This is a genomic window from Vibrio sp. CUB2 (assembly GCF_001557945.1).
GTDB classification, from domain to species: domain Bacteria; phylum Pseudomonadota; class Gammaproteobacteria; order Enterobacterales; family Vibrionaceae; genus Vibrio; species Vibrio owensii.
Map to the genome: position 1 here is coordinate 437,501 of NZ_LNRB01000005.1, position 25,717 is coordinate 463,217.

Genomic DNA, 25,717 nt, shown 5'->3' on the forward strand with positions numbered 1-25,717 from the left:
CGAATGCTTGATTGCTCCTTGGTGCGATGGTGTTACTCCATTCGCACCAAGCTGAGCAAGGTGTAGGTTTCAACACTTGCATTCACCTTTAGCAAACGCATCAATACGACGTCTTGTCCAATACCATGATGATTCAACACAATGAGCTTAGGGTTCGACAACAAAACACGTGCAATCAGAATCTGGTTATACAGCGTTTTGTCTAAATGGCGTCCGAACTCGGCCACTGAACAATCCAAGCGCTCTGGACTGATGCCGACAAACAAACACACACTGATCACCTCCTCTTCTGTGGCTCGACGATTGCCATATCGTATGTTGGTCAAAACCGTACCTCGAAACAGCTGGCATTGGTCATCGATGATATAAACATGCCGACGTAATGAAGAATTGTTGATGGTTCGAATGTCCATTTTCTCCAGCGCCACGTCCCCCATGTAGTCGGTCACGATCCCACTCAATACAGTGCAAATCGCGGTTTTGTTGATTGGGTCGATGCTCGACAGATCAATCGAACGCCCTTTAAAGATATTGACCGATAAGTTTTCACCGGAGAACGGAACGGAGAAATTCTTAACGCACAAACACAGAGCAAGGTCAGTATCGATTTTATGAATCTGACGCTTGTAATTACCCCGCGTGCGATTCATCGCTAACTCCAATCGCTCCTTGGCGACATAGTAAGTGATGGCATAGCCCCAACTGATGGTGATGTCTCTTAGCGCGTTAAATAACAAACCGATGATCAGCATCAAAGTGCCAAAGTTTTGCTCCACCGGATGCTCTTGCCAAACTTGGTGAGTGAACAATAACGCAAGAAGAATACAGAACCACATTGCTGTTTGCTGGGTGAGAACCGCTTGGAAAACGCTATTTTGCTTTGATGTATCACCCAACATCTCGCTGCAGCGATTAAGGCGTCGCCCTTCACGTTTAATCTGACGAAACTGATTCACACTTTGGTAGCCCATAATGCGCTCGCATAAATGCCCGCTCAAACGACCTCGGTCAGTGCGCAGTGTTAAAGCAAGTTCGGTTAAGCGTGGCGTCAGCGCCAAAGACAATGAAAAAAGCCCAGCAACCACCCAAGACACTTGCCAACTAAAACTCGGCCACAAGTAGAAGATCAACACGAGATAGCCAATAAATGAAAACCCGCTGGTGACTAACGTCGCCGCCCCTAAACTCGCCCAATTTTTGATGTTGTTACTATCGGTGATCATTCGACTCATCGACACACCAAGCCTTCTTGGAGGTTGCTCGTTCTTAGGCGACATCAACTCGGTATAGAGTTGATGTCGTATGTCTTTTAAGTAATGCTGACCAAGCTTCTCGCCTAAATAGCTTTCGACTATCGTCAGCAAGTACGCCCCAATTCCCAACAGCAAGAAAAGCACTAAGTTGTTAAACTCCGCATCATGCCAAAGCGTATCGAGCACCAAAACATTCCCGACGTTGAGTGCGGAGATGATCAACCCTAGTATCACTAACTGAACCAGCCAGCGCTTTCTCACGCCGGAAAAAAGGGCGTGCAGCTTCATGCTAGTTCGAGCTCCGGTGTCATGCTTGGGAAGTACAGTAAAGACTTCGAAATACTGGGCTCAATAAGCAAATCTAAGCCATAAACCGGCGTGTCTATCTGTTGTGTAATCTCACGGGTAGACAAGGGTGATGCACACACAATACCGCTGACAGCAGAGACGGAATAACCTTGATTACTCAACCACTGGACGCCTGCCGTTGCCCCTAATGACTCTCTCGCCGCAAAAACGACGTTTGGGAAGCGGGCTCTAAACTCCCGATTCTCAAGTAATTCTCTGGTTTCTTTCTGGAAGATCCCGTCGGCGATCTCAACCACAATGGCGTTACACCCAAATCGAATCAACTCCTGAGACAGACGATCGACAATATTCATCAGGTCAAAACTGTTTACTTTAAAGGTGGTGGCGTGACCTGCATCTGTGAAATCAAGCGCAATATAAGCACCGGAGTCTTTCATTAACCAAAGGTCGCCGCCTGCCCCGGTTCCCGTCACCTTCATCGCGCCAACACGATAACCGGCCTTGTTCAGGCCTCTGATGATGTGCGCAGCAGAAGTCGTTTTGCCTGCGTTCATAGAAGTACCAACTACCGCTACGCTCGAGACGAGATCAACCAAGTTCGATTCATCCACAGCGAAATCAGACACATTAATGATTTTGCCCGAGTAGTCAGCAATAAGACCAACAGGTTGAATGACCGTTGGCGATTTGGTCTTGGCATGCCAAGAGATCGCTTGGGCAGCAATCCCTCCCGCGGCCACCATATGGCACTCTTCGAGTGAACCTGGTACAACAGCTTCAAACTGATCCGGCGCATAACGATGCCCATACGCCAAGATGATCTCGTCCCCTTCAAACAACGCGGCACGTCGTCCGTCCGTTCTCTCTCCAAATTTGTGATGACCAACCTGCACAATTTTCGCCAATACAAGATCACCAGATCTTGGCTTGCTTACCCCATTCCCTCCAACAAGAGATTGCATAAGCTCAAGGGGAACACGACGGGTTACAAAAGTTCGCTTAGCCGAAGCAATACGGTAAGCCTGACTCAACATAATCATAAGAATTCTCCATTTCTACCATCTGTAGAGATGCGTTTTTTCAACTCGATTTCCGACTTAGTGGTATCAACGCCCTGCGTATTTGGTCAGGTTTTGCGCTGACAGAAAGCACTGTAGAAAACTAAATGTGAAGCAGTTGTGAAGAACTGATGGTTTGAAATAAAAGATTCACAAAACTTATTAGTTAGATTCCGAATAGCTGCTAACCAATTGAATTCTCGCTCCTCTTGGTATGACGAAATTTGAATCTCAATTTGAGAATCGACCCTTCTCGTTTTGACTCACTTTGAAAGATGAGATTTAACCCACTGAATTTTAATAGTTTTATTTCTGGCATACAGACTGCAATGAACTGGATAAGCAAAATTAAGGGAAGTGCGTCGAGGGCTCAGAAATGAAAAACTCACAGACTAAAAACTCAGCCAATAATGGCAACGTGATCGTTCACATCGTTCAACACCTTGCTCCGGGTGGTTTGGAAACTTTGGTGCTTGAGATGCTTCGCTTTGCCAAAGCCGAAGACTCCGTTTTTGTTATCAGCCTAGAGGGAAACAAACAAACTGCGCTAAATCAATGGGAAAAGTTGGCGGACTTTGAAGACCAACTCCACTTTCTAAACAAGCCGTCTGGTTTGCATCTATCAACCTTCAAGGTTTTGAAAGCAAAATTAAAACAACTGAATGCAAACATCGTCCATACACATCACATTGGGCCTTTGTTGTACGGTGGCACCGCAGCTCGTTTGAATGGCATCAAAACCCTGATCCACACTGAGCATGATGCGTGGCATTTAAACAATAAAAAGGCCGCGAGACTGCAATCGACACTGCTTAAAGTGCTTCGTCCTCAAGTCGTGGCAGATGCAGACTTTGTCGCTGACCAAATCACGAATAAGTTGGGATATCAGCGTGTAAGCACCATCCATAATGGAATCGATTGTGAAAAGTTCACCGATGGTAATCCACAAAAAGCACGTGAGTTGTTCTCTCTTCCTACAGACAAGTTCATTGTGGGTACAGCGGGTCGCCTAGAAACTGTGAAAGGACAAGAGATCCTCATCAAAGCCTTTTCTCACCTGCCACAAAACACACACCTTGCGATTGCTGGTTGTGGTAGCCAAAGAGGCATTCTAGAAGCACAAGTTCGCACACTCGGGTTAGAAGACCGAGTGACTTTTCTCGGATTAGTAAGCGACATGCCTCGTTTTTATCAGAGCCTTGATGTGTTTTGCCTGCCTTCGCTTCAAGAAGGTTTCCCTCTATCCACATTAGAAGCACAAGCTTGTGGCGTACCTTGCATTGCAAGCGATGTTGGCGCAGTGAAAGAAACACTTTGCCCACAAATCGGAGCGCTCGTCGAACCGAACAAAGTGCCAATGTTGGCAGATGCGCTATCGCAGCAATTATCACAAATACCTCAATCACCAAGAGCACACATTCTTAAGCATTTTGACATTCGCAATATGGTAAGCCGCTACTCAACATTGGCTCAGGGAGAGAACGCATGATTGATCTACTATGGACAGCTGGTTTTGTTTTATCTGCACTACTGATTATTTACCATCACGTGGGCTACCCTTTGGCCTTGAATTGGTTGTCGGCACGCCGAGCACAAAGCAAAACAAAGAAGATTGCGAAAACGCAAAATACAAAAGAGCGCTGCTACAAAGCTTCAAAGCGTGACTGCACACTGCCAAGTGTCACGGTGATAGTCCCTGCTTATAACGAAGAGCAATGGATCGGAGAAAAAATTCGCAACCTAGCAAGCCTAGACTATCCAAGGGATAAACTGACCGTCATCATTGCTTGCGATGGCTGTACAGATAACACCGCAGCAATTGCACAAGATACGATTCAAGAAGCCATCTGCGCAGACACTCTATTCATTGTTCATGATCATGAGGTAAACCGCGGTAAAGTCGGATTAATCAACATGGAAATGGAGAACGTCACTTCAGATATCACCGCGTTAAGTGATGTGTCTGCGCTCGTCTCTTGCGACTCGCTCTTATTGGCCAGTCAGCATTATCAAAATGAGAAAGTGGGTGTGGTGAACGCAACCTATCAAATCATGGCGACACAAAACCAAGGCGAAGCAGCTTACTGGCAATATCAATCGAACGTGAAGTACAAAGAGTCATTGATCGGCTCAACCATTGGTTCTCACGGCGCATTCTATACCTTCAGAACCAAATTGTTTTCGCCATTAGAACCTGAGATCATCAACGATGACTTCATTTTGCCAATGCGCATTGTGCTTCAAGGTTATGACTCCGTTTATGAGCCAAAAATGTTAGCCATCGAACTGGAAGAAAGCTCAGACAGTTCAGACTTCAAACGTCGCCTACGTATCTCGGCAGGTAATATGCAGCAGTTCTTGAAACTGAAAAAACTGTTATTACCCCGCTATCGTGGCACTGCATTTGCATTTCTATCAGGAAAGGTACTGCGTCTTGCGACACCTTACCTAATGATTATGTGTTTGGTGAGTTCATTACTGCTGATTCACTACCCAGCGTTTCAATTTCTGATGCTGGCACAACTGGCAGTCTACTTAGTTGCTCTCATCACTTACTTAGTACCAGTATTAAATTTGTTTAAGCCATTTAAGTTAATCAATTACTTGGTGGTTGGACACATAGCTAACTTCGCAGGCGGACTACGCTACCTACTTGGAATGGAAAACGGACGCTGGAAGCGCGTTAATCAATAAGGAAAGCATCATGAAAACTTCACGCTACGACTCAAATATTCATCTAGCAAAACGCGCTTTCGATGTGGTTGTTTCACTGCTCATCTTGCTCGTCGCCATGCCGATTATGCCTTTGATTGCGTTAGCAATTGTGATGAACTCAAAAGGCCCTGTGATTTATCGTCAGCTTCGTGTTGGACGCTGCACACCGGAAAAAATGGATCTGTTTGAAATTATGAAATTTCGAACCATGTATGTAGATGCAGAACAACGCTCTGGTGCGGTATGGGCTTCTGAGAACGACCCACGTATCACTCCGGTTGGACGCTTCCTACGTAAGACTCGCTTGGATGAGCTTCCACAACTGTTCAATGTGCTAAAAGGTGAAATGTCTTTGATTGGCCCTCGTCCAGAGCGCCCTGCTTTCTATCAAAAGCTGGAAGACGAAATCCCTTATTTTGTTGAACGCACTTACGGTGTGCTACCTGGCATCACAGGTCTAGCGCAAGTAAACCAAGGTTATGATTCTTGTATTGAAGACGTTCGTCGTAAGGTAGGTTTTGACCACAGTTACGCACTGAGCTTGAGTTCTTTCTACTCGTGGATTTCCATGGACATTGCCATCATGAGCAAAACACTAGTAGTGATGATTGACGGTCGCGGCCAGTAAACCATAGAGGCTCAACTGATTAGAAAGAAACAAAGAATGAAGAACCGTTACTCTTGCCATTGGCGGCGCATATTCTCTATCGTCGCTGATGGCACACCATGAGTGCTCTCGTACTCACCTCGGCAAACCTGCACTTCCACTTCAATCTGCTTTTTTTCACAGTGCTTCAAATACCGTTTCATCTCCCAATGGCGCACAAACGTGTTACTGACGATCACAGTCTTTCCTTTGCTTAGCCATTTGCGGGTTTGTTGAAAGCACCACTCATGCGCATCAGCCAGCTTTGTGCCATCAAAATGGTATTCGCCAATTTCATTCTCAAAATACATGTCAGCTTCAAAATATTTTGCTTTGAGCTGTTTGGACAATTTCTTGGCAAGTGTCGTCTTACCAGAGCCCGGTAAACCACGGATTAGAAGAAGTTTCGCGTTAGACATAATGGGATGATTTCAGTGAAAAACCAGCAAACTGTACGCTATTTTTATAGAAAAGAAAGCGAAAGCAACCACAAGGTTTTGCCATTCTCGGAATCCTGCTCCCATTTGTGTAAATAATCGCGATGCGCCATTAATTTTTGTTCCCTCCTGCCGCATTTGAAACTAGAATGCGCGCGCATTTATTGAGCCCTAAAAAGTCACTAAAAGTTAGGCACTTATAAATCAAAACTCAATATCTGTGAGCTTTTAGATAAAGTTAATCTCAACCAACTAGCCATCCAGACGACGATGGCATTTCATAAGGGTTTAGTCTTTGAAAAGAAGTCTTCTTTCAATCCTTGTCGCTTCGCTGCTGTTTGGCTGCGGAGGCGATGAAAACAAACACTCAACAAGTACCACACCTCCAACGGTCGAACCAGATTTACCGCCTGATCAACCAGATATTGGCGTGACTACCTACCAAGGTAAGCTGTTCATTAACGGTAAACAGATCACTGGCGATATTCAGTGTGATGGACAAGACACCAGTGAGTCTGGCTACTTCACCTATACTGCTTCAGAAGGTCAGTTTGATTGTCAATTTGGTGGTGTGACTTTAGGTGAGTTCAGTTACCAGATCCCTGAGCAAACTCGTATGGGTTCACAGCCAGCTGAATTAACGCAAGCCTATGACCTAAAAGACGTACTCGGCCAACACGCAAACAACGCCACTAAGCTGTTAAACAAGATTGACACGTGCCCTACTCAGGACGCACAAGTGTGTTTGGATGAAATCAACAGTTATGACATCCAAGACTTATACGAAAGCGACGATCAAACTGCGATTGATGAGTTCCTCAATCCAAGTGTCGCAAACGAAGGTGAACAACCAAGCGCGCACGTTGACCCGGAACTTCAACCAGAAGTCACTCCGGGCGCAAGCAACAACTTAACGGGGTCGTTTGTGTCTGCCAATGCAGAGGCGACTTACGAATACAAACCAAGTGCAGCTAACAAACCGTTGACCAAAAGCCGTTTGACCGACTCGCAAGGAAATGCGCTTGCTGGCGTCGAGTTCTTCAGCCAATCCGCACGCGGAATCACGGATGCCAACGGTGAATTTGAATACCTTTGGGGTGAGAACCTGATCTTTGGTATCGACACCTTTACTCTAGGCCAAGTGAAAGGCAATAAGGTCAATTACCAACTTGCGGATTTAAGCGACAACCCATTGGTGAAACAGAACCTTGATGCGTTCGTTAATCGCTATGGTGTGTCTTCTGGCAACCACATTGAGATCAGCGATACCGTTCGTCAGGTGTTTGCACAATACCCGAACGTTATTAACGAGCTGATCAATTTGAGCCTACCAAACGGCGCAAAAATTGAAGGCACGAACTTCACCACGCCAAATGAGTTCGAAGCACAATTCAGCCAAGGTTTAACACAAATCATTGATGGGCAACTAAAGCAGACGCCTCAATGGTCACGCTTTGCTGCGCCTATGCTGCGTACGGTCCGTGCTTCTGGTAGTAATTATGTCACGCAGTCTCTGCATCAGATTTATGCTGGTGTGGATAGCGTGCACATCTTCCATGATAACCATGGTTGGGGCGGCTCTGGTTACACACGTGCAATGCGCAACTTCAACCTAACCAATGAAGCATTCCCTGTTCTGATGCCACGTAACGACAACAGTTACTGGCTCCCGTTTGGTCAAGAAGCGGCGTGGACACGTGGTTCAGGCAAAGATCAAAAAGCCTACATTGTGGATGCCACAACCGTTGATGAAAACTCAACGGTGGTTATGCAGCGCCCAGAAGTAATTTCCAAACAAACCGCGACCTTTAATCTACCGACCATGACGGCAGGTATGATTGGCTCGGGTAAAGTGGTGTTCTTGGGTAACGCGATGTACACCTCTATCTTCTCTTGTCCAGACAATTACTGGGCAGGTGCAGATTTGGGCATCGACAGCGAAGCGCAGCAATGTCGTTATAGCACGCCTCACAATCAAGACGCGCAAGATGCGGATACTCGTACCGACCACGGCAGCATGCAAATCATGTTCAGCAACTTGATTGATTGGTTAGTGCCGAATGAAACACAAGAATCTGTCGCGATTGCTACCAACATCAACAAAGGTCACGCATTCCGCTGGGATCGCAAAGAAGGTCAAATCTACGATTTCTTTGTCAATCCAAGCTATAAATTGGGTGAAATGGACGTACTAAGCAGCGGCCAGTTTGACTCATTAGATCCAACCTCTACACCACTGCTTTTGCTTCAGTCTTACGAAATCAAAACCGATGGCTACGCGACAAAATCCGTCGTGTCTGACATCATCCAACCTAAGTTGGACGCAGATGACGTTACAGCGCTGATCGAATACGTAAACAACGGCGGTAGCATCATCTTCTTTGATGCTTTAGAAGAAAGTAACCCAGAGCCAATTGCTCGTTTAGCGGATGCGGCAGGCGTTTCTGTTGGTGGAGCGAACGTTGCCAAAACATTCCAATCTCTGTGTACGGACAGCTATTGGTGTCACAGCACATCAGGCCCGAACGTACCTAACTTGCATACCGTCGCAGAGCACGATCTCGTGGTTTATGAACGTTATGCAGACACGACTAAGATTGAGATCAATGACAACGGCACGGTGACATGGCCGGGCAATATCGACATGCCTACCCTTGAAATACCGCTATACAACGTCTCCATTGATGGACAAGAGCATCAACGTTATGCATTCCACATTGTGAAGTCTGAACAAGAGAAACAAGCAGCAATTGCAGAGCTTCAACGTGAGTTCCCTGGCGTTCCGGTTTGTAAAGACGATTACCAATACGAAGTAAACTGTATTGAAGTGCGCGAAGGTCATGGCATTCCTAGCCGTGGTAACCACCATCGCCCAGACTTTACTCGTTACGAAATGAGCCCTGAAGTCGTGGATAGCATGGTAAAAGCGGCGAACTTAGGTGCCAACATTGATCGTCTACTTTCTCACGAGCTTTACTACCGCAGTAAAGGGGAAATTGGTGAACGCTTGTCGCAGGCTGAGCTAACTTCAACCTACGATAACCTATCCGTTTGGCTATGGAATGACGAGCAGTACGAATTCAATCCAAACGTACAAGATGAGCTTGGCTTCGAACGTGCGGTCGAAATGCTGAACTGCTACACGAGCAACGCACATCAAGGCGGTAATGTTTGTGGTCAAGATACACGAGAGCAACTTGCTAAATGGTCAATGATTACCAAATCAGGCGAGCTGAACCCGTCTTACCCTCTGAATTGGATGGAGAAGCCATTAACACGCATGATGCTGGGTCGCTCTTACTGGGATTTAGAGATCAGTGTTGATACGACTGGCTACCCGGGTCGCCCTGTTCAATCAGGCAGTGCAGCGAGCGTTGCGATTCATACCGACAACAAAACCGTGATTGGTACGGCAGGCAGCATGCAATCGACGGGCTTGTGGGCGCCGCAACTTGAAGAAGTCACCATCTCTGGTGGTGTAAAAGCGTCTATCAATGTTGCATTAGTGGATGACCTGACGGGCCGTGCAAACCACGAACTGAGCTTGAAACGCCCGCCACGCGTGCAAAAGACCTTCCAATATGATGGTTCGTCTTTGAGCTTCAAAGTACCTTACGGTGGTTTGATTTACATTCAACCGTTAGAAGTGGATTCTCGTGACGTTGTGACGTTTAACTTCACTGGTGTGCTTCGTGCGTCTTGGTGGAAAGACGGTGCTTGGTTAAGCCCAATCAACACTGACGTCCCATTGGCAGAAATCGATTCTGGTCATTTCGTCTACACGACGCCAGTGAAAAACGTATTGGACACAGACGTACCTAAGTTTGCCGATGAGCTGAACGCATTCGCGAACCATGCGAGTGATTTTTACGGACGTGATCAAGTCACGGCAGAAGGAAAACACCGTCGATTTACTTATGGTGCCCTGCTCGCCAACCGACATCGCTTCGTGAATGATGCGCAAATCTCGATTGGTGCGGCGCACTCAGGCTATCCAGTTCAAAGTAACAGCTACTGGCCTACATGGACTGTCGTTCCATCAAACCCAACCAATGACTGGTTACTATGGCATGAAGTCGGACACAACCTTGCTTCAGCGCCGTTTATGATGGCAGGCTCTACTGAGGTCACCAACAACATTCTTGCGCTTTACATGCAAGAACAGCGTGAATCAAAGCCATACATGGACCGCATTGCGAGTGATTTATCCAAGTCACCTTTATGGCTCGATCGCTTTGAAGGCCATGCTTGGAGTGAAGCGGATGTCGGCATGCGTTTAGCGATGTTCGGTCAGTTAAAGCTTTGGGCAGAAGACCATTTCAACATCGATGATTGGTATGCAAATCAAGCCGAGAAGCCGAGCATCTTTGGTGAAGACCAAGGCTGGAACTTCTTCAAACTCGCACACCGTAAAGCACGTGGTAACAGCGTTGGCGACCAAGGCATTAACTACTGTTCTGCACAAAGCAGCCAATTAAGCCAAGGCGATCTCATGATGGCATGTACCTCATACCTGACCGGATACGATCTGACAGATTACTTCCGTATGTGGAACCCATCAGAAACCAAAGCCAACCTGCCAAATGGCACTGTTGATTACTCTGGTGGTTTAACGCCTGCCGGTTTCAACGCGGTTGCGTCGATGGATTTACCGAAACCAGATAAGTCTCCTTCTGAGTATTTGTCTGTTAAGTAACCCGTAAGACGATAAAAGCCGACAGAATTCGATTCTGTCGGCTTTTTTTGTATCACTCTGTTTGCTTTGGCGAAATACCGAAGAGGTAATCTACAGGGCCATGAGCTCTCGCTTAGTTTGCTTATCCAGCTTTTCTATCGCATATCGAAACGCCGTTCTCGGCATCTTGCTATGGTGACGTTTCAAGTAGTTCACCACTCGCTCTGGTTCTTTTTGGGCCAGCACTTTGAGCATCCAGCCATAGCCCTTTTGCACTAAGTAATGATCATCTTCGAGCAACAAATCTGCTATGTGAAAAGGCTCAGTCCCTTTATACAGACCTTTATTGATCGGATAGATAAGCGTTACCGCCGCCGCTCGCCTCACGGCAAAGTTATCACTCTTAACCCACTCCAATGTGCGAGTAAACAGGCTGTTGTCTTGAGCAATAAGCGCACCGAGTGCATGGGTGCAAAAATCATCACAATCATTCCAATCGGTAATGTAGTGATAAAGCCAAGATTCGAATCGATCGTACGTGGCGGCGTCATACTGCTTTTTCACTCTGAACGCCCAATCAAAAGCAATCACGCTTAATGCCCAATCGCGCTCTGCCAGCAATGTTTCACACTGCTCAAAAATGAAGTCTGCTTGCTTTGTGTCTAAACTTCGAAAACCATCGGCAGAGATCGATCTCACCAAACCCGTACGCACTCGCTTCTCTGGGTATCCAATCTCACTTAACTGTCGAGTTAACGTTTCTACAATACTCATTGTTTTTCTTTCTGTACTTCCATTTCGATGCATTTAGCGTGAACGACTTTATTGGCGAATTACTTTCCTCACATGTCTCTCCCTTTGTGCTGTTTAGCGACTCCTTGCTCAAAAGAAAGAGTGACATCTTCTATGAGCTACATCCACCTTGAGTCTGCGAATACTTCATTTTTGCCAATTCAGTCATATTTCCGTGGTTTATGTATTGTGCTGACAAGAATCCAAATTGGAACGGGACACGAATATTTACATATCTCGTTGTAATCAGTTTAAGAAAGAGTCGGTCTGCCATAAGGAACCTTCACTACTCAATAAAGGAATGAAAATGAAAGAAACGCTCCAACCAAAGCTTCAACGTCAGTTGGGATTAGGGCTGTTAGCATTGCGCTTAAGTATCGCGTTGGTATTTATCATGTGGGCGCTAGATAAAGTGCTGGTACCAGAGCATGCAATGAAAGTGTTCTCTGGCTTCTATGGCTTAGATATTTCGAGTGGATTTTCTGTCGCGTTGGGTATTGCCCAGTTGGTGTTCATCGGTATTTTTGTGGCTGGACTTTGGAAGAACCTGACTTATCTTGCGATTCTGGTATTGCACGCAGGCTCGACTTTTTCTTCGTTCGCGAAGTACCTAGACCCGTTCAACAACCTGTTATTCTTCGCTGCATGGCCGATGCTTGCTGCGTGTTTCGCTCTCTACCTATTGCGAGATCACGACATCTATGTGTTGAGAAAACAGCCTCAAGCGGTTACGGCTTAACTGACCACCAGCGACTGAGACACAATAAAAAAGGGAGGTTGAACACCTCCCTTTTGCTAACTGAATATCGGTACGTCTACCATCGCCGTGTGATAGAAAGCATAGCGACCTTTACCGAGCTGTTTGGCGCGATAGACCGCCAGATCTGAGCAATGCAGCAGAATATCAATATCGCGCCCCACACCTTCGGTGAGAACAACCCCAATTGACGCGGTTAAGCTGATATCGATGCCCAAACGATCCGCCGTACTTTGTAATTTTGCGAGAAACTTGTCTAGCTTAAGTTCTAACTCACGTTTAGTTCGAAACTCTTGCGTTAACACCACAAACTCATCGCCACCAAATCGGCCTATGATGTCGCGCTTGTGACCAAAACTCTCTCTCAACACGGCCACAAACAGAGCGATAACTTTATCGCCCGCTAAATGACCGTATGTGTCGTTGATATACTTGAGGTTATCCATATCAAAGAAGATACAGGCTTTGGGCGTATTACTAAGAGACAACGACTTTTCTGCCCCTCGCAAGAAATACTCCCGCGTGAGCAGCCCACTGCGTGAACAAAACACGCCATTGCGGCTGGCTTGAAGAACTTGTTCAAAGTGCTCTTTTAGCTCCATCGAGCTGTCGTTGAACACCACTTTGCTTTCTTCTAAGAATCGATCAAGCGGCTGAGTTAAACCGACCACCTGCTTACCCATCAAGCGCGCGATAACGACGTAAATTGCGACAATCAACATCACGTTCGCACCAAACATCAAAGTTCCATCACCCAACAGGGTACTGAACTTAGCTTTAGAAAGCAGAATCCAAGGCGTCCCCTCCACCTTAGTAAACTCCACATAAGACAAATCTAACGGATAACTGTAGGTAAAGAAGCCGCCGCTATCGGTGCCCGTCAGTGCTTTTAAATTCCCCTCTCGGTCAAACAGCTTTTCATATCCATAATTGAATAAGTTCACACCGATATAATGCTCGTCTACAGAGTGGCTAATGATGTTAAGGTCTTCATCCAATAGAACACTGTAAATGTCGCTTTCCCCGTCAGTATCGAGAGCCATTTGAATCTCAGAGAAGTGAATAGATGCAGATATTGTTCCTTGTAGATCACCGTTTTCATCAAACATAGGACGGCACAATACATATACGGTCTTCCCGTTGGAGACATCGGTAAGAACATTAGTCATGACCGTTTCTTTGGTGCGGATAACTTGATGAAAGTAATTCCTGTGAGCGATGGAATGCACTTTATTGTTGTGTGTGCTGACCATGTTCCCCACACCGTCGCTGAATCCAATGCCTGCCAATTCAAAGGCTTGCTTATATGGAACCGCACGTTGCGCACGCTCTTGCAATGTGATGTCTGATTCGATGAAGTGCTCATCTTTACTCATTGCGCGTAACAGATCACGGTAACCATCGACGATAGTACCAAGGTTGAGCTCTGCAGATTTAACATGGTATCGGGCTAGGTTTTTCGCTTCATCGACCTGCTGATATGCCCAGTAGGTGAAGTTAGTGAAAAGCGCGATCAAGACAATCGGGACAGTGTAACGCAGAGTGACCGATTGAAGACTTCGAGATACGTTCATGATTTAGTTATTGTTATTTGTTGTCGTATGGAGGTTAACTGTTTATTTAAGCCTTTTTCCCACTAACCTTTGCATCGTTTGAAGTACAACTCCGTAAAATCGCAAGCACGAATTCCACAAAGTCTCATTAGCAAGAAAATCCGACGATTATACCCACCCCTGTATATCGACACAGCCACTTTATGACCTTTTACGACAAAACATTTTACTCACTCGACAAATGATTTTTGTTTATAAATATCATCATGTTGAATAATTCTCACTGAGTGAGAAACCCTATTTTTATTGATAGATTAGAAGATTTATCTCTTTCAAACACCAAGCTTTTGTAACGGGCATCACAGTTTTTATATGGCGAAAGTGTGAATTTTTCTGCTTGATTTCTAACAATTGAGATAGTTAGCCTACACTTTTCATATCAACTTATTGGATATGGACGTGCACAGTGGTCGGATCGTTTTCATGGAATAACCTATCTGTTAAGCACAAGCTGTTTAGCTTAGTTTTTTTACCCATCGTTTTACTCCTCTTTCTTGCGGGGCAACAAGTTCACAGGCTTTCCACTCAGGCTCAAGATCTGGAGAAAGCACAACTGTTTTCCGACTATATGGATAGCGTCTCTTTTCTGTATAACTTGCCGAATAACAGCGAAGTGTCAGACAAAGAGTCGGAGATCAAAACCGTCTCGCAGTCGCTCAATAATGAAGCCAAGAATATCTTTGCCGACAATGGCGTAGAAATGACAGATCTGCTCGCGAGTCTGGAAGAAGCCAGTCTTTCTCTCGCAACAACAACGGACATGGATGAGCGCTTAGACGTTGCTGAGTGGCGCGCAGACACCTACAAACAGATTCTATTGGCGTTAGAAAAAGTCCCTTTTAATGACGCTACATTCGAAATCCAAGCCCACCTCTCTGCTCTTATGCAGATTGAATGGTTGATGTTTTGGTCCAAAGAAGAAAACCGCCTTAGCCAATATCTGATTTACTCCGTTGAGCAAAACCAATTTTATGACGCTGACATCAGCAGCGAGATTGAATCGCTCGTCAAAAACCAACAATTGTTCCTTGAACGCTTCGTCACACTTAATGCCAACCAACAACAAGTTGAACTGTTGATCGAAACATTCACCAATGAAGTGTTCGTCCTTAGCCAAGAGTTCAGAAGCTTTCTGTTCAACGAAGAAGCACTCAGCACTCTGCCAGAAGGTGAAGTTGCCGCAGGTTTAACCGCATTAAACGGACGCTTAGCGCTCTTAAAAAACGTCGACAACAAAATGACCGAGCAACTGAAAGCCGACGTGGACCATGCAATTACGACTGCAAACCAACAGCGCTTGATGTTCATCGGTATCATGTCTGCCATTACCATTTTGGTGATTAGCTTGGCGTTACGTCTGGTTCGTAAAGTGACGAATAATCTTCAGTTGGTTTTGGAATTTCTTCGTCGTGATAGCTACAGTGAGGAATCTCCGCTTGAAGAGCTCGTTAAAGGTAAAGACGAGTTAAGCAAGTTTGCTCAAGAAGTGGAAAGACTGAGCTATGAGCGTGAACAAGCCAACATCAAACTGACACAAGCAAAAGAAGACGCTGAACGCGCCAAAGACGATGCGATCAAAGCCAGCAAAGCAAAAAGTAGTTTCCTTGCTAACATGTCGCATGAAATACGAACGCCACTTAATGGTGTTATCGGTATATCAGAAGTGTTGTCTGATACCTCCCTCACTGCCACGCAACGTGACTATGTGGATACTATCGAGACGTCATCGCAACTACTGTTGAGCTTGATTAACGACATTCTAGACTTCTCAAAAATTGAATCGGGCATGCTACTTATTAGCCCGCATTCAACTTGTGTTCGTGAATCTATTTACGACATCGCTTCTATCGTTTCGCCTAAAGCCAAAGAGAAAGGCATCGATCTTCAAGTGAGCATTAGTCGTAACACACCTTTCCGTTTGATGATTGATGATCACCGCTTACGCCAAGTGGTGATGAACTTTATGTCTAACGCGGTTAAGTTCACGGAAAAAGGTACGGTGCTTCTTTCTGTTACCACCCACAGTGTTTCTGGCTCTAATGCGGTCATGGAGTTCTCTGTTCGAGATTCAGGTATCGGTATCGATGAACAACAACAGAAGAAAATCTTCGAACCATTTGCACAAGAAGACGACTCTACAACACGCCAGTTTGGTGGTACCGGTCTTGGCTTAGCAATCAGTACTCAGCTCGTTGAGTTAATGGGCGGTAAGATTCAATTGGAATCCGAAAAAGGCCAAGGCAGTCGCTTTTTCTTCCAACTGTCCCCTTCTGTTGTTCAGCTAGACTTTGATGCCAAACATGCCGCGGCCAACAGCCAAATTTGGTTGGTTTGTGAAGATGCCGCAATGGAGAGCACGCTACGTGATGAGCTGAACTTCTATCGCATTGCGGTTCATCAATCCGTGACGAGCTTAGACGCCCTCCCAACTTGGATCAACGACAAAGAACACGTCATCGTCATCTATGCCGAAACGCGACCAAATGCGGCAATGGAAAGCGAAGATGCCTTCCACCGATTAGAAACTCAAAATGTACGCGTTTGCCTAATCAAACATCTGCAAAGCGATCAATTTGACTTCGGCGAAAGCGTCAGTGCAATGATCACACAGCCTCTACTTGGCCAACGTTTGGTGAAAGCGCTTGAAAACTGTGAGGCCAAATTTAGCCAAACTGCTCAACGAGCCGCCGTAAGCGCGACAGCCAATACCAAAAATAAAATCTTGGTGGTCGATGACAACACAGTAAACCAAAAAATTGCGGGCTTACATGTGACAAAAGCCGGCTTCACGTTCGACCTCGCCGCCAACGGGCAAGAAGCGGTCGACATGTTCAAGAAGAACCAATACGCCTTGATTCTAATGGACTGCATGATGCCCGTTATGGATGGGTTTGAAGCAACAGAGAAAGTCCGCCAAGTCGAAAAAGAAGAGAACCGCAGTTACCGTATTCCAATCATTGCACTAACCGCCAGTGTGGTCGATGACGACATCCAGAAGTGTTTTGATGTCGGCATGGATGACTATGTACCCAAACCATTCAAAGCCAACATCCTTAAAGAAAAACTGGCAAAAGCCGTTGATATCCCGACAGTAGATAGCCCTGATGTAGTGCCAACCCCAATCAGTACCGCAGTAAAAACACGCCCGGCAGACAAGCCAGAAGAGCCCGCAATGAACACCTTGCCAAGCCGCTCTGAGCGCATCTTGTTGGTCGAAGACAATACCGTTAACCAAAAGGTTGCGTCGTTGCTGCTGAGCAAAGCGGGTTATCAATTTGAGATTGCCGAGAATGGTCAAATTGCCGTAGACATGTTCCAACAAGATAACAGCTTCGACATCATCTTGATGGATTGCATGATGCCAGTGATGGATGGGTTTCAGGCGACAAAAGAAATTCGCGCTTATGAACGAGTTTCTGGTCTGCCTAAAACCCCGATCATCGCACTGACGGCAAGTGTGGTGGACGACGATATTCAGCGCTGTTACGACTCAGGTATGGATGCCTATGTGCCAAAGCCGGTGAGAAAAGAAAAACTTCTTCACCAAATTGAAAGTGTGATTTAACGGATAAGGTAATGGTCATGGATACCCATTTCTTAGTGAACAAAAACAAAGTGTTGAGATCACTCTCTACTGCAATGATCGCCTTTGCCCTGTTAATGTCTTTTGATAGCGAAGCATTGGCGGCAGACCAGTATGCGATTTTCTCTCTCGACTCAGGCTTTGATGAGCTCAGTATCACCAAAGCAAGAAAGCTTTATCGTGGTAAGACTAAGCGTTTGCAAGGTAAGCGTATTGAGCTGTCTGATTGGCCTGATACTTCCTCAGAACGCTCAGAGTTTTATCGCTATTTACTCAACAAAAACATCGCGCAGATGAACGCGCACTGGGCGAGCTTGTCGTTCTCTGGCAAAGCGCGTCCACCAAAAGTTATCGACAATTCCAACATGGATGCCCTATTAGCCTGGATGAAAGAAAAGCCGAATCGCATTGGCTATGCACCGGTGAGTAGCCTCCCTTCTGATGCACAAATCCTCTACGTAGTAAGTTCGGAGAAATAATATGAAGAAAACACTCATCGCATCAATGACAGCAGCAGCGCTTAGCAGTGTGGCCTTTCCGAGCTTGGCGGCAATAGAATTAACGGACAACTTATCATTGAGCGGCTTTGGCTCGACGTCTTGGGCAACCACCGACAATGAAACGCCCGTCCTCGTGAACCGATTTATCGACGACGAAAATTGTTACGACTGTGATACCACGTTCGGCGTTCAGCTCGACTTCTACTACGATGCCTTTAAAGCTTCCGCCCAAGTGGTAAAAAGACCGCAAGATCACTGGAGCGATCCACAACTTGAATGGGCTTATCTCGCTTACACCTACGGTAATGTTGAATTTCGTGGGGGTCGCTTAAGAATGCCAGTGTTCTTGGCCTCCGAGTATTACTATGTAGGTCACGCCTTTACGCCAGCGCGCCCACCAAACGAGGTTTACGACAGTATCTTGGGGATTACCGCCTTTAATGGCATTTCATTCTTGTGGAACTACGAGCTCAATGACAGCATGACGTTAACCACAACGCCTTTTATTGGCTTTCGTGATGAAAGCACCGTCGACTTTAACGCCAATACTGAGCTAACGTTTAAAACCAATGAAATGTACGGCGTGAACTTTATCCTGAGTGGGGATTACTACCGCTGGAACTTTACGTATTTAGACTCAAATTACGATCAAGAGACCAAGCTACGTAACCTTACCACCAATATTCCTGGTGTGGGTATCGTTCAGATTCCGGATCAAACCATTAAAGCGAAAGACCAAAACATTCAACTGTTCTCACTTGGTGCTGAGTACGAGTTTGATGCGCTGACGTTAACCGTGGAAGGACAAACCAACGACATTGCTTCCGCATGGTATGTGCAAGGTACCTACAACTTAAACAAGTTCACACCTTATGCGACCTATGGTCAGCAGTTTGATGATCACGAACATCGAGTTGGCGATAGCTACCTCTTCGGTGTGAGATACGATCTTCACTACAATGTGTCACTCAATGCAGAGTGGCAACACTTCAAGGCTTATCGTGACGCCTCTGGCGCGTTCGTCTCTAACCCTTCCGATGACGACGCTAATATGTACACCATTATGCTTAACTTTGTGTTCTAACCCTTTGGCAGGTCGACACTCATCGACCTGCCTTTTCCTCTATAAACATTATCCGTCTATAAACATCACAACTTACTTCATCCTTTGCCGTTGTACCTATTTATGATTTGAATCGGTTGATCATCACGACCGAGACAATGGTTAGCACCATCCCTAAAGCGTGAAACCAAGTAAATGCTTCGTCCAGTATGAAAATGGCACACAACGCTGTCATTGCTGGGCCTATGTTACTCACTAAACTCAGGTGCGCAGGGTTCAGTCGCGCCATGGCAGCAGCAATCAGATAAGAAGGAATGACAGTACAAAAGATGCCCAGCAACACACCAATAGTAATGAGTTCATTGTTCATCGAGCTCAACTGTAACGAGCTAAACGATAAATGAATAAGAATAGCGACACCGGCACTGCCCATGCCGATACTGGTAAACATGGTACTCCCTAGCTTCGCGATGCTGGCTTTGCTCAACACCAAATACACGGCAAACACAAATGCAGAAAGAATCGCCAACCCGCCGCCAAGCCAGATCTGCTCACCATAATGAGAAAGGTCATGCGCCACAATCAGCCCCACTCCCAAATACCCGACCAATACGGCTGACAGCACCTGACGGTTGGGTGATTGCCCCTCTTTAAACCACATAATTAACACGACAAAAGTCGGGAACAAGAACAACAACAAACGTTCGAGTTGAGCAGAAATGTAGTTAAGTGCCGTGATATCGAGATAGCTCGCTAAGTAATAACCAAGCACACCAATCGCGGCAGCTTTGATTCCGTGGTGTTTCACTTTCGCTCGGTTCTCTGAGCCACGTAGCATCCAAAAGAGAATACAGAGGTAAAGAGGCAGTGAACTCATTGCTCGAAGCGTCATGATGCTCACCGCGTCACCGCCATACTGATACGCGAGTTTGACAAACACAGGTTTAATCGAAAATAACAGCGTACCAGCGAGCGCAAACATGACGCCAACAGTCATTGCACTGGCATGCTTCTTTTGGGGTTGATGTTCTGAACTAGGGCTGGAATCGGATGCCGTATTCATTTTCTCTCCTTGATGATTGATAACATTCAAACAAGGCTACGAGATAGAATACGATTCTGGCTGCATCTACTCGCAGCCAGGCACAACTCAACCTACCGACTGCTTGGCATTGGAAGGAGGAGCCACCAGAGGTTGGTTGTGCGGATGATCATTTTACTTTCCTATTCGGGTAGAAGGTTCAGACTAACCATTGAACATATTTTGTTCAAGCTTACGGTCTTTAAAATAGTACTCTTTATCGTGTTGTCCGACCTCTCTAAGCACTCGACAAGGGTTACCAACGGCCACCACATTGGCAGGAATATCCTTAGTTACGATACTGCCCGCGCCAATCACCGAGTTTTCTCCGATCGTCACACCCGGTAATACCACCGAGTTCGCACCAATCCATACGTTATCTCCGATTCGAACCGGCATGTTGAACTGCGCGACGTCTCGCCTCAAATCGGGATCGATTGGGTGCCCTGCCGTTGCAATGGTCACATTCGGTCCAATCATTACGCTATTCCCGATGTAGATGTAGGTATCGTCGACCAAAGTCAGGTTGAAGTTTGCGTAAACATTGTCGCCAAGGTAAGTGTGACAACCCCAGTTCGCTCTTAAAGGCGGTTCGATGTAGCAGTTCTCACCAACAGACGCGAGCAGACGACCGAGTATCTCGCCCCGCTTTTCTGATTCCGAAGGACGTGTGTGGTTGTAATCGTATAAGATCTCAAGACATTCGGTTTGCATTGCCGCCAATTCTTCATCATTACAGAAGTACACTTTTTGGCTGTGCAACATAGTTTTCTTATCCATTATTATTCCTGTTGAGGGGATGTTCTTGGCTGGAATTTATCAGAGTAAGAATAAGAAAGGCTTGCCAAAAGTCATGAAATTCGCGCCTTACTTTGTAAGTAAGGTGAAGTAATGAACCCAAGACACGTTTTCATCGATGATGTGTTGTTTCTTCACAGACAAAAATGCGACGCTTAATCCTTGGAGGCGTTAGGTAGATGCCGAGACAAAGCATCCATGAGGTCCTTTTTGATGAGTGGTTTGGCAAGAACTTCATCGGCACCCGCATCGATAAAAGATTGTGTCGATTGCTGCATCACATCCGCAGTCCAACCGAAGATCACGACATCATCCAACCCTTGCTCGCGAATTCGCTTAACGACCTCAATGCCACTCATTTCTGGCATATGGTTATCAATAATGATGAGATTGAAAGACTGCTCGTTCAACAAGTTCAGCGCTTCTTGTCCACTGCTACATGTGTGACTTTTCGCCCCTAACTTATCTAAAAAGACTTTAGCGATGATTTGATTCTTCCGATTGTCATCGGTAATCAGCGCGTGAACGGAAGAGAGATCTTCAACCTTCACATCTTCTGTTTTCTCTTCAATGGCATCGCCTGATGCACTCGGTAAGCTAATCACAAAGCGGAACAGGCTTCCCTTTCCTAACTCGCTCTCAACACTGATTCGGCCATTCATAAGAGTCACTAATTTTTGACAAATCGCTAAGCCCAACCCGGTGCCACCATACTGCCGAGTCGTCGACACTTCCGCTTGTTCAAATTCATTAAAAATAGAATCCATACGATCTTGAGGAATACCGATACCGGAGTCTTCTACGCAAAATTCTACGAAGGGCGGCTCTAGCGCTTTGATGGAAACGTTAATATGACCAGCCTTAGTAAACTTGAGCGCATTCCCGACAAGGTTGAGCAAGACCTGCCGAATACGTACAGAATCACCACTATATTGGCATTCATCGCTGCATTGGTTGTCCACGCTGAATACAATACCTTTCTCTGAACACAAGCTTTGGTAAGTCACTTCCACCGGAGTAATGATGTCCGCCATTTTGAAAGGATGAATATCGAGTGCAAGCGCATCACTTTCTACCTTGGCTAGATCTAAGATATCATTGAGAATCGAGATCAAGTGTTCACCCGAGTTCAATGCGAGTCGCAGCACTTTCCTTTGTTCCGGGTCTCGGATGTCATCGATCAGTATTTGTAGCATCCCCAATAGCCCATTAAGCGGCGTTCTGATTTCATGACTCATCGTCGCTAAAAAGGCCGATTTCGCTTCGTTGGCGTGCCTTGCCTTTAATGCCTCGGTTTCAAGGTCACTCTCTAAGCGTTTCACTTCTGTGATATCACGTTCAATGGCAATAAACCGCTCAACAACACCTTGCTCATTCCTCAATGGGATAATATCGATATCAATCCAATAGGGTTGTTTGTTTCTCGTATAGTTGAGTATCTCCGTCCTAACTTGCTCACCCTGTCGAATCGCTTTTCCGATGTCTGCGATCGTCTCTGGTGAAGTATCAGCACCTTGCAAGAAAGCCCCCGGCGCTAGCCCTTTGATGCCATCGAGTTGATAACCCGTCATGGATTCAAACGCCTTGTTTACCCACTCAACCTTTCCGTGGTGGTCCGTGATAACAACGGCATCTCGCGCGGCTTTAACAACGGTCGCAAGTAACTCGCTCTCCTTCTCTTTTTCTTTCAATTGAAGGTTAGATTCTTCTAGCTCCTGCTTGGATTTTTCGAGTTCACGGTGTGGGTTAACAAATAGCCTTTTTCCTATGACTGTCACGATAATCGAACTCACGATTAACACGCCAATTAAGCCCTTTAGCAAACTGCTTTGAAGGTTCGTTAATTGTTCATCCAAGAAGGATTTACTGACACCTTGAGTCAAAAGCAAATTACCTCGACTCAAGGGTTCTTTATTGATGATCCATCGGTCGATTTCGCTTGCTGTTGGAACATGCTCGTGGCTATGGGAGAGATGGTCTTGCGCCTGTGTTTCGGTTAGGTGAGCCAGTTCAGGAAGTGGCGGAATGGTTTGACTGAGTTCATACCAACGCTCTCTTCCCGTTACGAACGAACCAAAAAAGTCATCGTAATCGACAGCGGTTTCACCATATAGCACTCCGACAAAATCACCGTTATTTACAAGGGGCATAAAAAGCTTTAAGCAGATGTGATTAGTATCATCGTGCAGCAGATACACGATGCGCTCATTTAGTCGAGACTCGGAAAGCGCATTAAAAATCGCGACTTCTTGTTCTGATGCGGGATGACGGAAAGTGTCTTCGAACAACAAATCGCCGTTTACATCTCTTGCTGCAAATTGCATCGTTTGATGTTGGCCTTTAAAACGCTCTAACTGGAACGCTAACCCTTCAACATCATTGTCGACCACGGCATCGATAACCCCACGGTATTGGGACGCAAGGACGATTCGGTCTTCCGCTACCTCTAAGTACTTCTCCATGAAGATCTTGGCCGACTCTAGCTCAAACCGACCATTCCCCTTTTGGAGTTGTTTTATTGTCGCCTGACTTTCTTGAGATAACACAATAAGTGAAATGACTCCGTAAATGAGCGCAGTCATTCCAATAAAAATGAGTAATAGAGCTTTCGGACTGAACCTAGAGAGCTTTTTTGCCATGAGCACATGCTTCCTTGCGCGAATTCACCGCTTTCACATCAATAAGTGTAGGATACGTCACCGGTTAATTCTCATACTCATTTAGGGTTAACCTTTGGGAACCAACTCCATCAATACAAATCACACATGAACCTAATGAATGGAAAGCAGTAAACTGGCGGGATCAAAAATGCCGCAAAGTTCGAATCTTGCGGCATCTTTCTAAACTGGCTTGTTTGATTTTTTGCGACTTTCCAAGCGCGCTTTGAATTTCTTATTTCGGCGCTTTAAGGCTCGGAAGAACTTCGACTCTTCGTGATACCAACCAATAACGCTAATGGGGAATCCCACCAGCATCATGATGAAGACATCGGCAGGAAACTGCTCTGTAATATCCCTTACCGTTTGCAGCTCACCAAAGATAAACAAGCCTATAACCTTGCCAACCAACAACGCACAGCAAATCATCAAGAAAGACTTCATTATGTAGTGCCATTTGCCTTTCTTGCGCTCTTCTCGCCAATACACGTATTTGTGCTCGCGGTTGTACATTTCCCCCTCCGTTTAAGTGACATTGTCACCATCAGTCTGCGAAATGGAATGGTGATGCGAGACGGCAAGCTCGCACTACTTTAATCATAGTGCGATTGGAGGGAGTTGCTTGTCAGACCAATAAGAAATGACGGGGATTTTACTGAGCGGTCCACATTTGTTTGTAAGAGCGCAATTCTCTGTTGGACTCATCCAAACCAAACATGCCTGCTAATGCTTGCAGTTTTTGTTTGTAGCGTCCGAGTGCGCTTTCATCATCAGTCATGATCGCGAATTCTGCGAAATAACCGATGCCTTCAAGGTGGTCAAGCGTGATATGGAATTCACCGACAAAGTAGATACTGCGAGTCTTCTTAGTATGAAGAATGACCTCGTAACCCATGTTCTCTAACATGCTTTTTGCCGCGTGAGACTTGGTGATGTCTGTTGCTTCGCAACGATCTTCTTCCGGCCCTTTAACAATCCAAAGCTTAATACCAGATGGTTCAATTTCACGAATCACCAAGCTTTTGTTTTCATTGGTTAGTTTGCGTTCCGGCGTATCGTAAAACCAATCTGATTCTTGGTTATCTTCGAACATCACCTCGTGCTGTAAGCTGCTTAGCGCGGTTAAAAACGCTCGCTTGTCTTTCACTCGATATTTCAATTCAACTTCAAACTGACCCTGAAAATGATCTTGTGCACTCACGCGACTACCTCTCTACAACTGTTCGCTTGGACTTTTTATTCTGCTCTTCACAAGGTGAAAGGACTTTTAAAATTGGCGAAAGAGTAGCATGAGTTTCGCGACTGGTCTGAAACACAAGATAACTTTGTGCAAAACGTGGCACAAAACTTAAAACGCAAGAGAAAGCATATACACACAGCTTGCAATGCCAGCGATGACGACCAGAGTCCTACCGATGGCAATATCCGCAATGTACATGACAGGATGAGCCATTCGGGTAAAAGCAAATACAATCGCAGGCATGGAAAGATCAGACCATGGAACGCCACTCAAACTCACGGTAAGAATGGTTGCGCTATAAAATGCCAACGCTTCCCAAGCATTCGACTGCGCCGCAATGGTTCTTGCGGCTCGACCACTAAGTTTTCTCTCTTGTAAACGCGGATGATGGTTATCTAAATGGCCGAGTTGCTGGACTTTGGCATAGCCCCCAAGGCCGGCTAACACATAAGGAATAAAACTGACAAAGACTAAGACAAACAGTGCGGTAGGCATAACAGGGATTCGTGATAATGATTCATAAGTTAAGTTTAGCAATTT

At 45.8% G+C, this 25,717-nt stretch carries 19 protein-coding genes; 8 read left to right on the forward strand and 11 right to left on the reverse strand.

The features are described from left to right. Window positions 1–32 precede the first annotated feature (32 nt). Together ATB78_RS10910 and ATB78_RS10915 are read right to left on the reverse strand one after the other, a co-directional pair. Window positions 33–1,541, reverse strand: a complete 1,509-nt coding sequence (locus tag ATB78_RS10910; RefSeq protein ID WP_061008672.1) for an ABC transporter ATP-binding protein — start codon at window positions 1,539–1,541, stop codon at window positions 33–35. Next, a complete protein-coding gene (locus ATB78_RS10915; RefSeq protein WP_240537393.1) occupies window positions 1,538–2,401 on the reverse strand; it encodes a molybdopterin guanine dinucleotide synthesis B family protein in 864 nt (287 codons plus the stop codon). Before ATB78_RS10915 ends, ATB78_RS10910 begins: the two co-directional genes overlap by 4 nt. Before the next feature lie 595 nt (window positions 2,402–2,996). On the opposite strand from ATB78_RS10915, the gene ATB78_RS10920 reads away from it, so the two are divergent. From ATB78_RS10920 to ATB78_RS10930, 3 genes are read left to right on the forward strand one after another with little or no spacing between them, the layout of a single operon-like run. Next, the gene (locus ATB78_RS10920; protein ID WP_061008674.1) at window positions 2,997–4,109 is read left to right on the forward strand and encodes a glycosyltransferase; all 1,113 of its coding nucleotides are present in this window, start codon (window positions 2,997–2,999) and stop codon (window positions 4,107–4,109) included. Then, window positions 4,106–5,314, forward strand: a complete 1,209-nt coding sequence (locus ATB78_RS10925; RefSeq protein ID WP_061008675.1) for a glycosyltransferase family 2 protein — start codon at window positions 4,106–4,108, stop codon at window positions 5,312–5,314. Before ATB78_RS10920 ends, ATB78_RS10925 begins: the two co-directional genes overlap by 4 nt. A gap of 10 nt (window positions 5,315–5,324) precedes the next feature. After that, window positions 5,325–5,963, forward strand: coding sequence for a sugar transferase (locus ATB78_RS10930; protein WP_061008676.1), 639 nt, complete (start codon window positions 5,325–5,327; stop codon window positions 5,961–5,963). A gap of 47 nt (window positions 5,964–6,010) precedes the next feature. On the opposite strand, the gene ATB78_RS10935 is transcribed toward ATB78_RS10930, so the two are convergent. Continuing rightward, window positions 6,011–6,400 (reverse strand): ATP-binding protein, encoded by a 390-nt coding sequence (locus ATB78_RS10935; RefSeq protein ID WP_061008677.1) that lies wholly within the window; start codon window positions 6,398–6,400, stop codon window positions 6,011–6,013. A gap of 313 nt (window positions 6,401–6,713) precedes the next feature. Here ATB78_RS10935 and ATB78_RS10940 point away from each other — a divergent pair, with 313 nt between their 5' ends. Next, the gene (locus ATB78_RS10940) at window positions 6,714–11,114 is read left to right on the forward strand and encodes an SslE/AcfD family lipoprotein zinc metalloprotease (protein WP_061008678.1); all 4,401 of its coding nucleotides are present in this window, start codon (window positions 6,714–6,716) and stop codon (window positions 11,112–11,114) included. Window positions 11,115–11,204: 90 nt separating this feature from the next. Here ATB78_RS10940 and ATB78_RS10945 read toward each other — a convergent pair whose 3' ends face one another. Then, window positions 11,205–11,867, reverse strand: coding sequence for a DNA alkylation repair protein (locus ATB78_RS10945; RefSeq protein ID WP_061008679.1), 663 nt, complete (start codon window positions 11,865–11,867; stop codon window positions 11,205–11,207). A gap of 325 nt (window positions 11,868–12,192) precedes the next feature. Here ATB78_RS10945 and ATB78_RS10950 point away from each other — a divergent pair, with 325 nt between their 5' ends. After that, window positions 12,193–12,624, forward strand: coding sequence for a hypothetical protein (locus tag ATB78_RS10950; RefSeq protein WP_033006358.1), 432 nt, complete (start codon window positions 12,193–12,195; stop codon window positions 12,622–12,624). Window positions 12,625–12,680: 56 nt separating this feature from the next. Here ATB78_RS10950 and ATB78_RS10955 read toward each other — a convergent pair whose 3' ends face one another. After that, on the reverse strand, window positions 12,681–14,216 hold the full coding sequence (locus ATB78_RS10955) for a diguanylate cyclase (RefSeq protein WP_061008680.1): 1,536 nt from the start codon (window positions 14,214–14,216) through the stop codon (window positions 12,681–12,683). Window positions 14,217–14,661: 445 nt separating this feature from the next. Here ATB78_RS10955 and ATB78_RS10960 point away from each other — a divergent pair, with 445 nt between their 5' ends. The 3 genes from ATB78_RS10960 to ATB78_RS10970 are packed head-to-tail and all read left to right on the forward strand — an operon-like array spanning window position 14,662 to window position 19,422. After that, entirely contained in the window at window positions 14,662–17,820 is a 3,159-nt protein-coding gene (locus tag ATB78_RS10960) for a response regulator (RefSeq protein WP_061008681.1), read from the forward strand. Window positions 17,821–17,837: 17 nt separating this feature from the next. Further along, window positions 17,838–18,317, forward strand: a complete 480-nt coding sequence (locus ATB78_RS10965) for a hypothetical protein (protein ID WP_009706043.1) — start codon at window positions 17,838–17,840, stop codon at window positions 18,315–18,317. 1 nt (window position 18,318) lies between these two features. Then, window positions 18,319–19,422 (forward strand): porin, encoded by a 1,104-nt coding sequence (locus ATB78_RS10970; protein ID WP_032802720.1) that lies wholly within the window; start codon window positions 18,319–18,321, stop codon window positions 19,420–19,422. A 100-nt stretch (window positions 19,423–19,522) separates the two neighbouring features. Here the strand turns inward: ATB78_RS10970 and ATB78_RS10975 are convergent, their stop codons facing one another. From ATB78_RS10975 to ATB78_RS11000, 6 genes are all read right to left on the reverse strand, one after another. Beyond that, on the reverse strand, window positions 19,523–20,464 hold the full coding sequence (locus ATB78_RS10975; RefSeq protein WP_061008682.1) for a DMT family transporter: 942 nt from the start codon (window positions 20,462–20,464) through the stop codon (window positions 19,523–19,525). Window positions 20,465–20,647: 183 nt separating this feature from the next. Next, on the reverse strand, window positions 20,648–21,262 hold the full coding sequence (locus ATB78_RS10980; RefSeq protein WP_020197365.1) for a sugar O-acetyltransferase: 615 nt from the start codon (window positions 21,260–21,262) through the stop codon (window positions 20,648–20,650). A gap of 173 nt (window positions 21,263–21,435) precedes the next feature. After that, on the reverse strand, window positions 21,436–23,919 hold the full coding sequence (locus tag ATB78_RS10985) for an ATP-binding protein (RefSeq protein WP_061008683.1): 2,484 nt from the start codon (window positions 23,917–23,919) through the stop codon (window positions 21,436–21,438). Window positions 23,920–24,120: 201 nt separating this feature from the next. Beyond that, on the reverse strand, window positions 24,121–24,450 hold the full coding sequence (locus tag ATB78_RS10990; RefSeq protein ID WP_045423570.1) for a hypothetical protein: 330 nt from the start codon (window positions 24,448–24,450) through the stop codon (window positions 24,121–24,123). Window positions 24,451–24,589: 139 nt separating this feature from the next. After that, window positions 24,590–25,138, reverse strand: a complete 549-nt coding sequence (cyaB, locus tag ATB78_RS10995; RefSeq protein ID WP_061008684.1) for a class IV adenylate cyclase — start codon at window positions 25,136–25,138, stop codon at window positions 24,590–24,592. 147 nt (window positions 25,139–25,285) lie between these two features. After that, on the reverse strand, window positions 25,286–25,672 hold the full coding sequence (locus ATB78_RS11000) for an MAPEG family protein (protein WP_038896884.1): 387 nt from the start codon (window positions 25,670–25,672) through the stop codon (window positions 25,286–25,288). Window positions 25,673–25,717 lie beyond the last annotated feature (45 nt).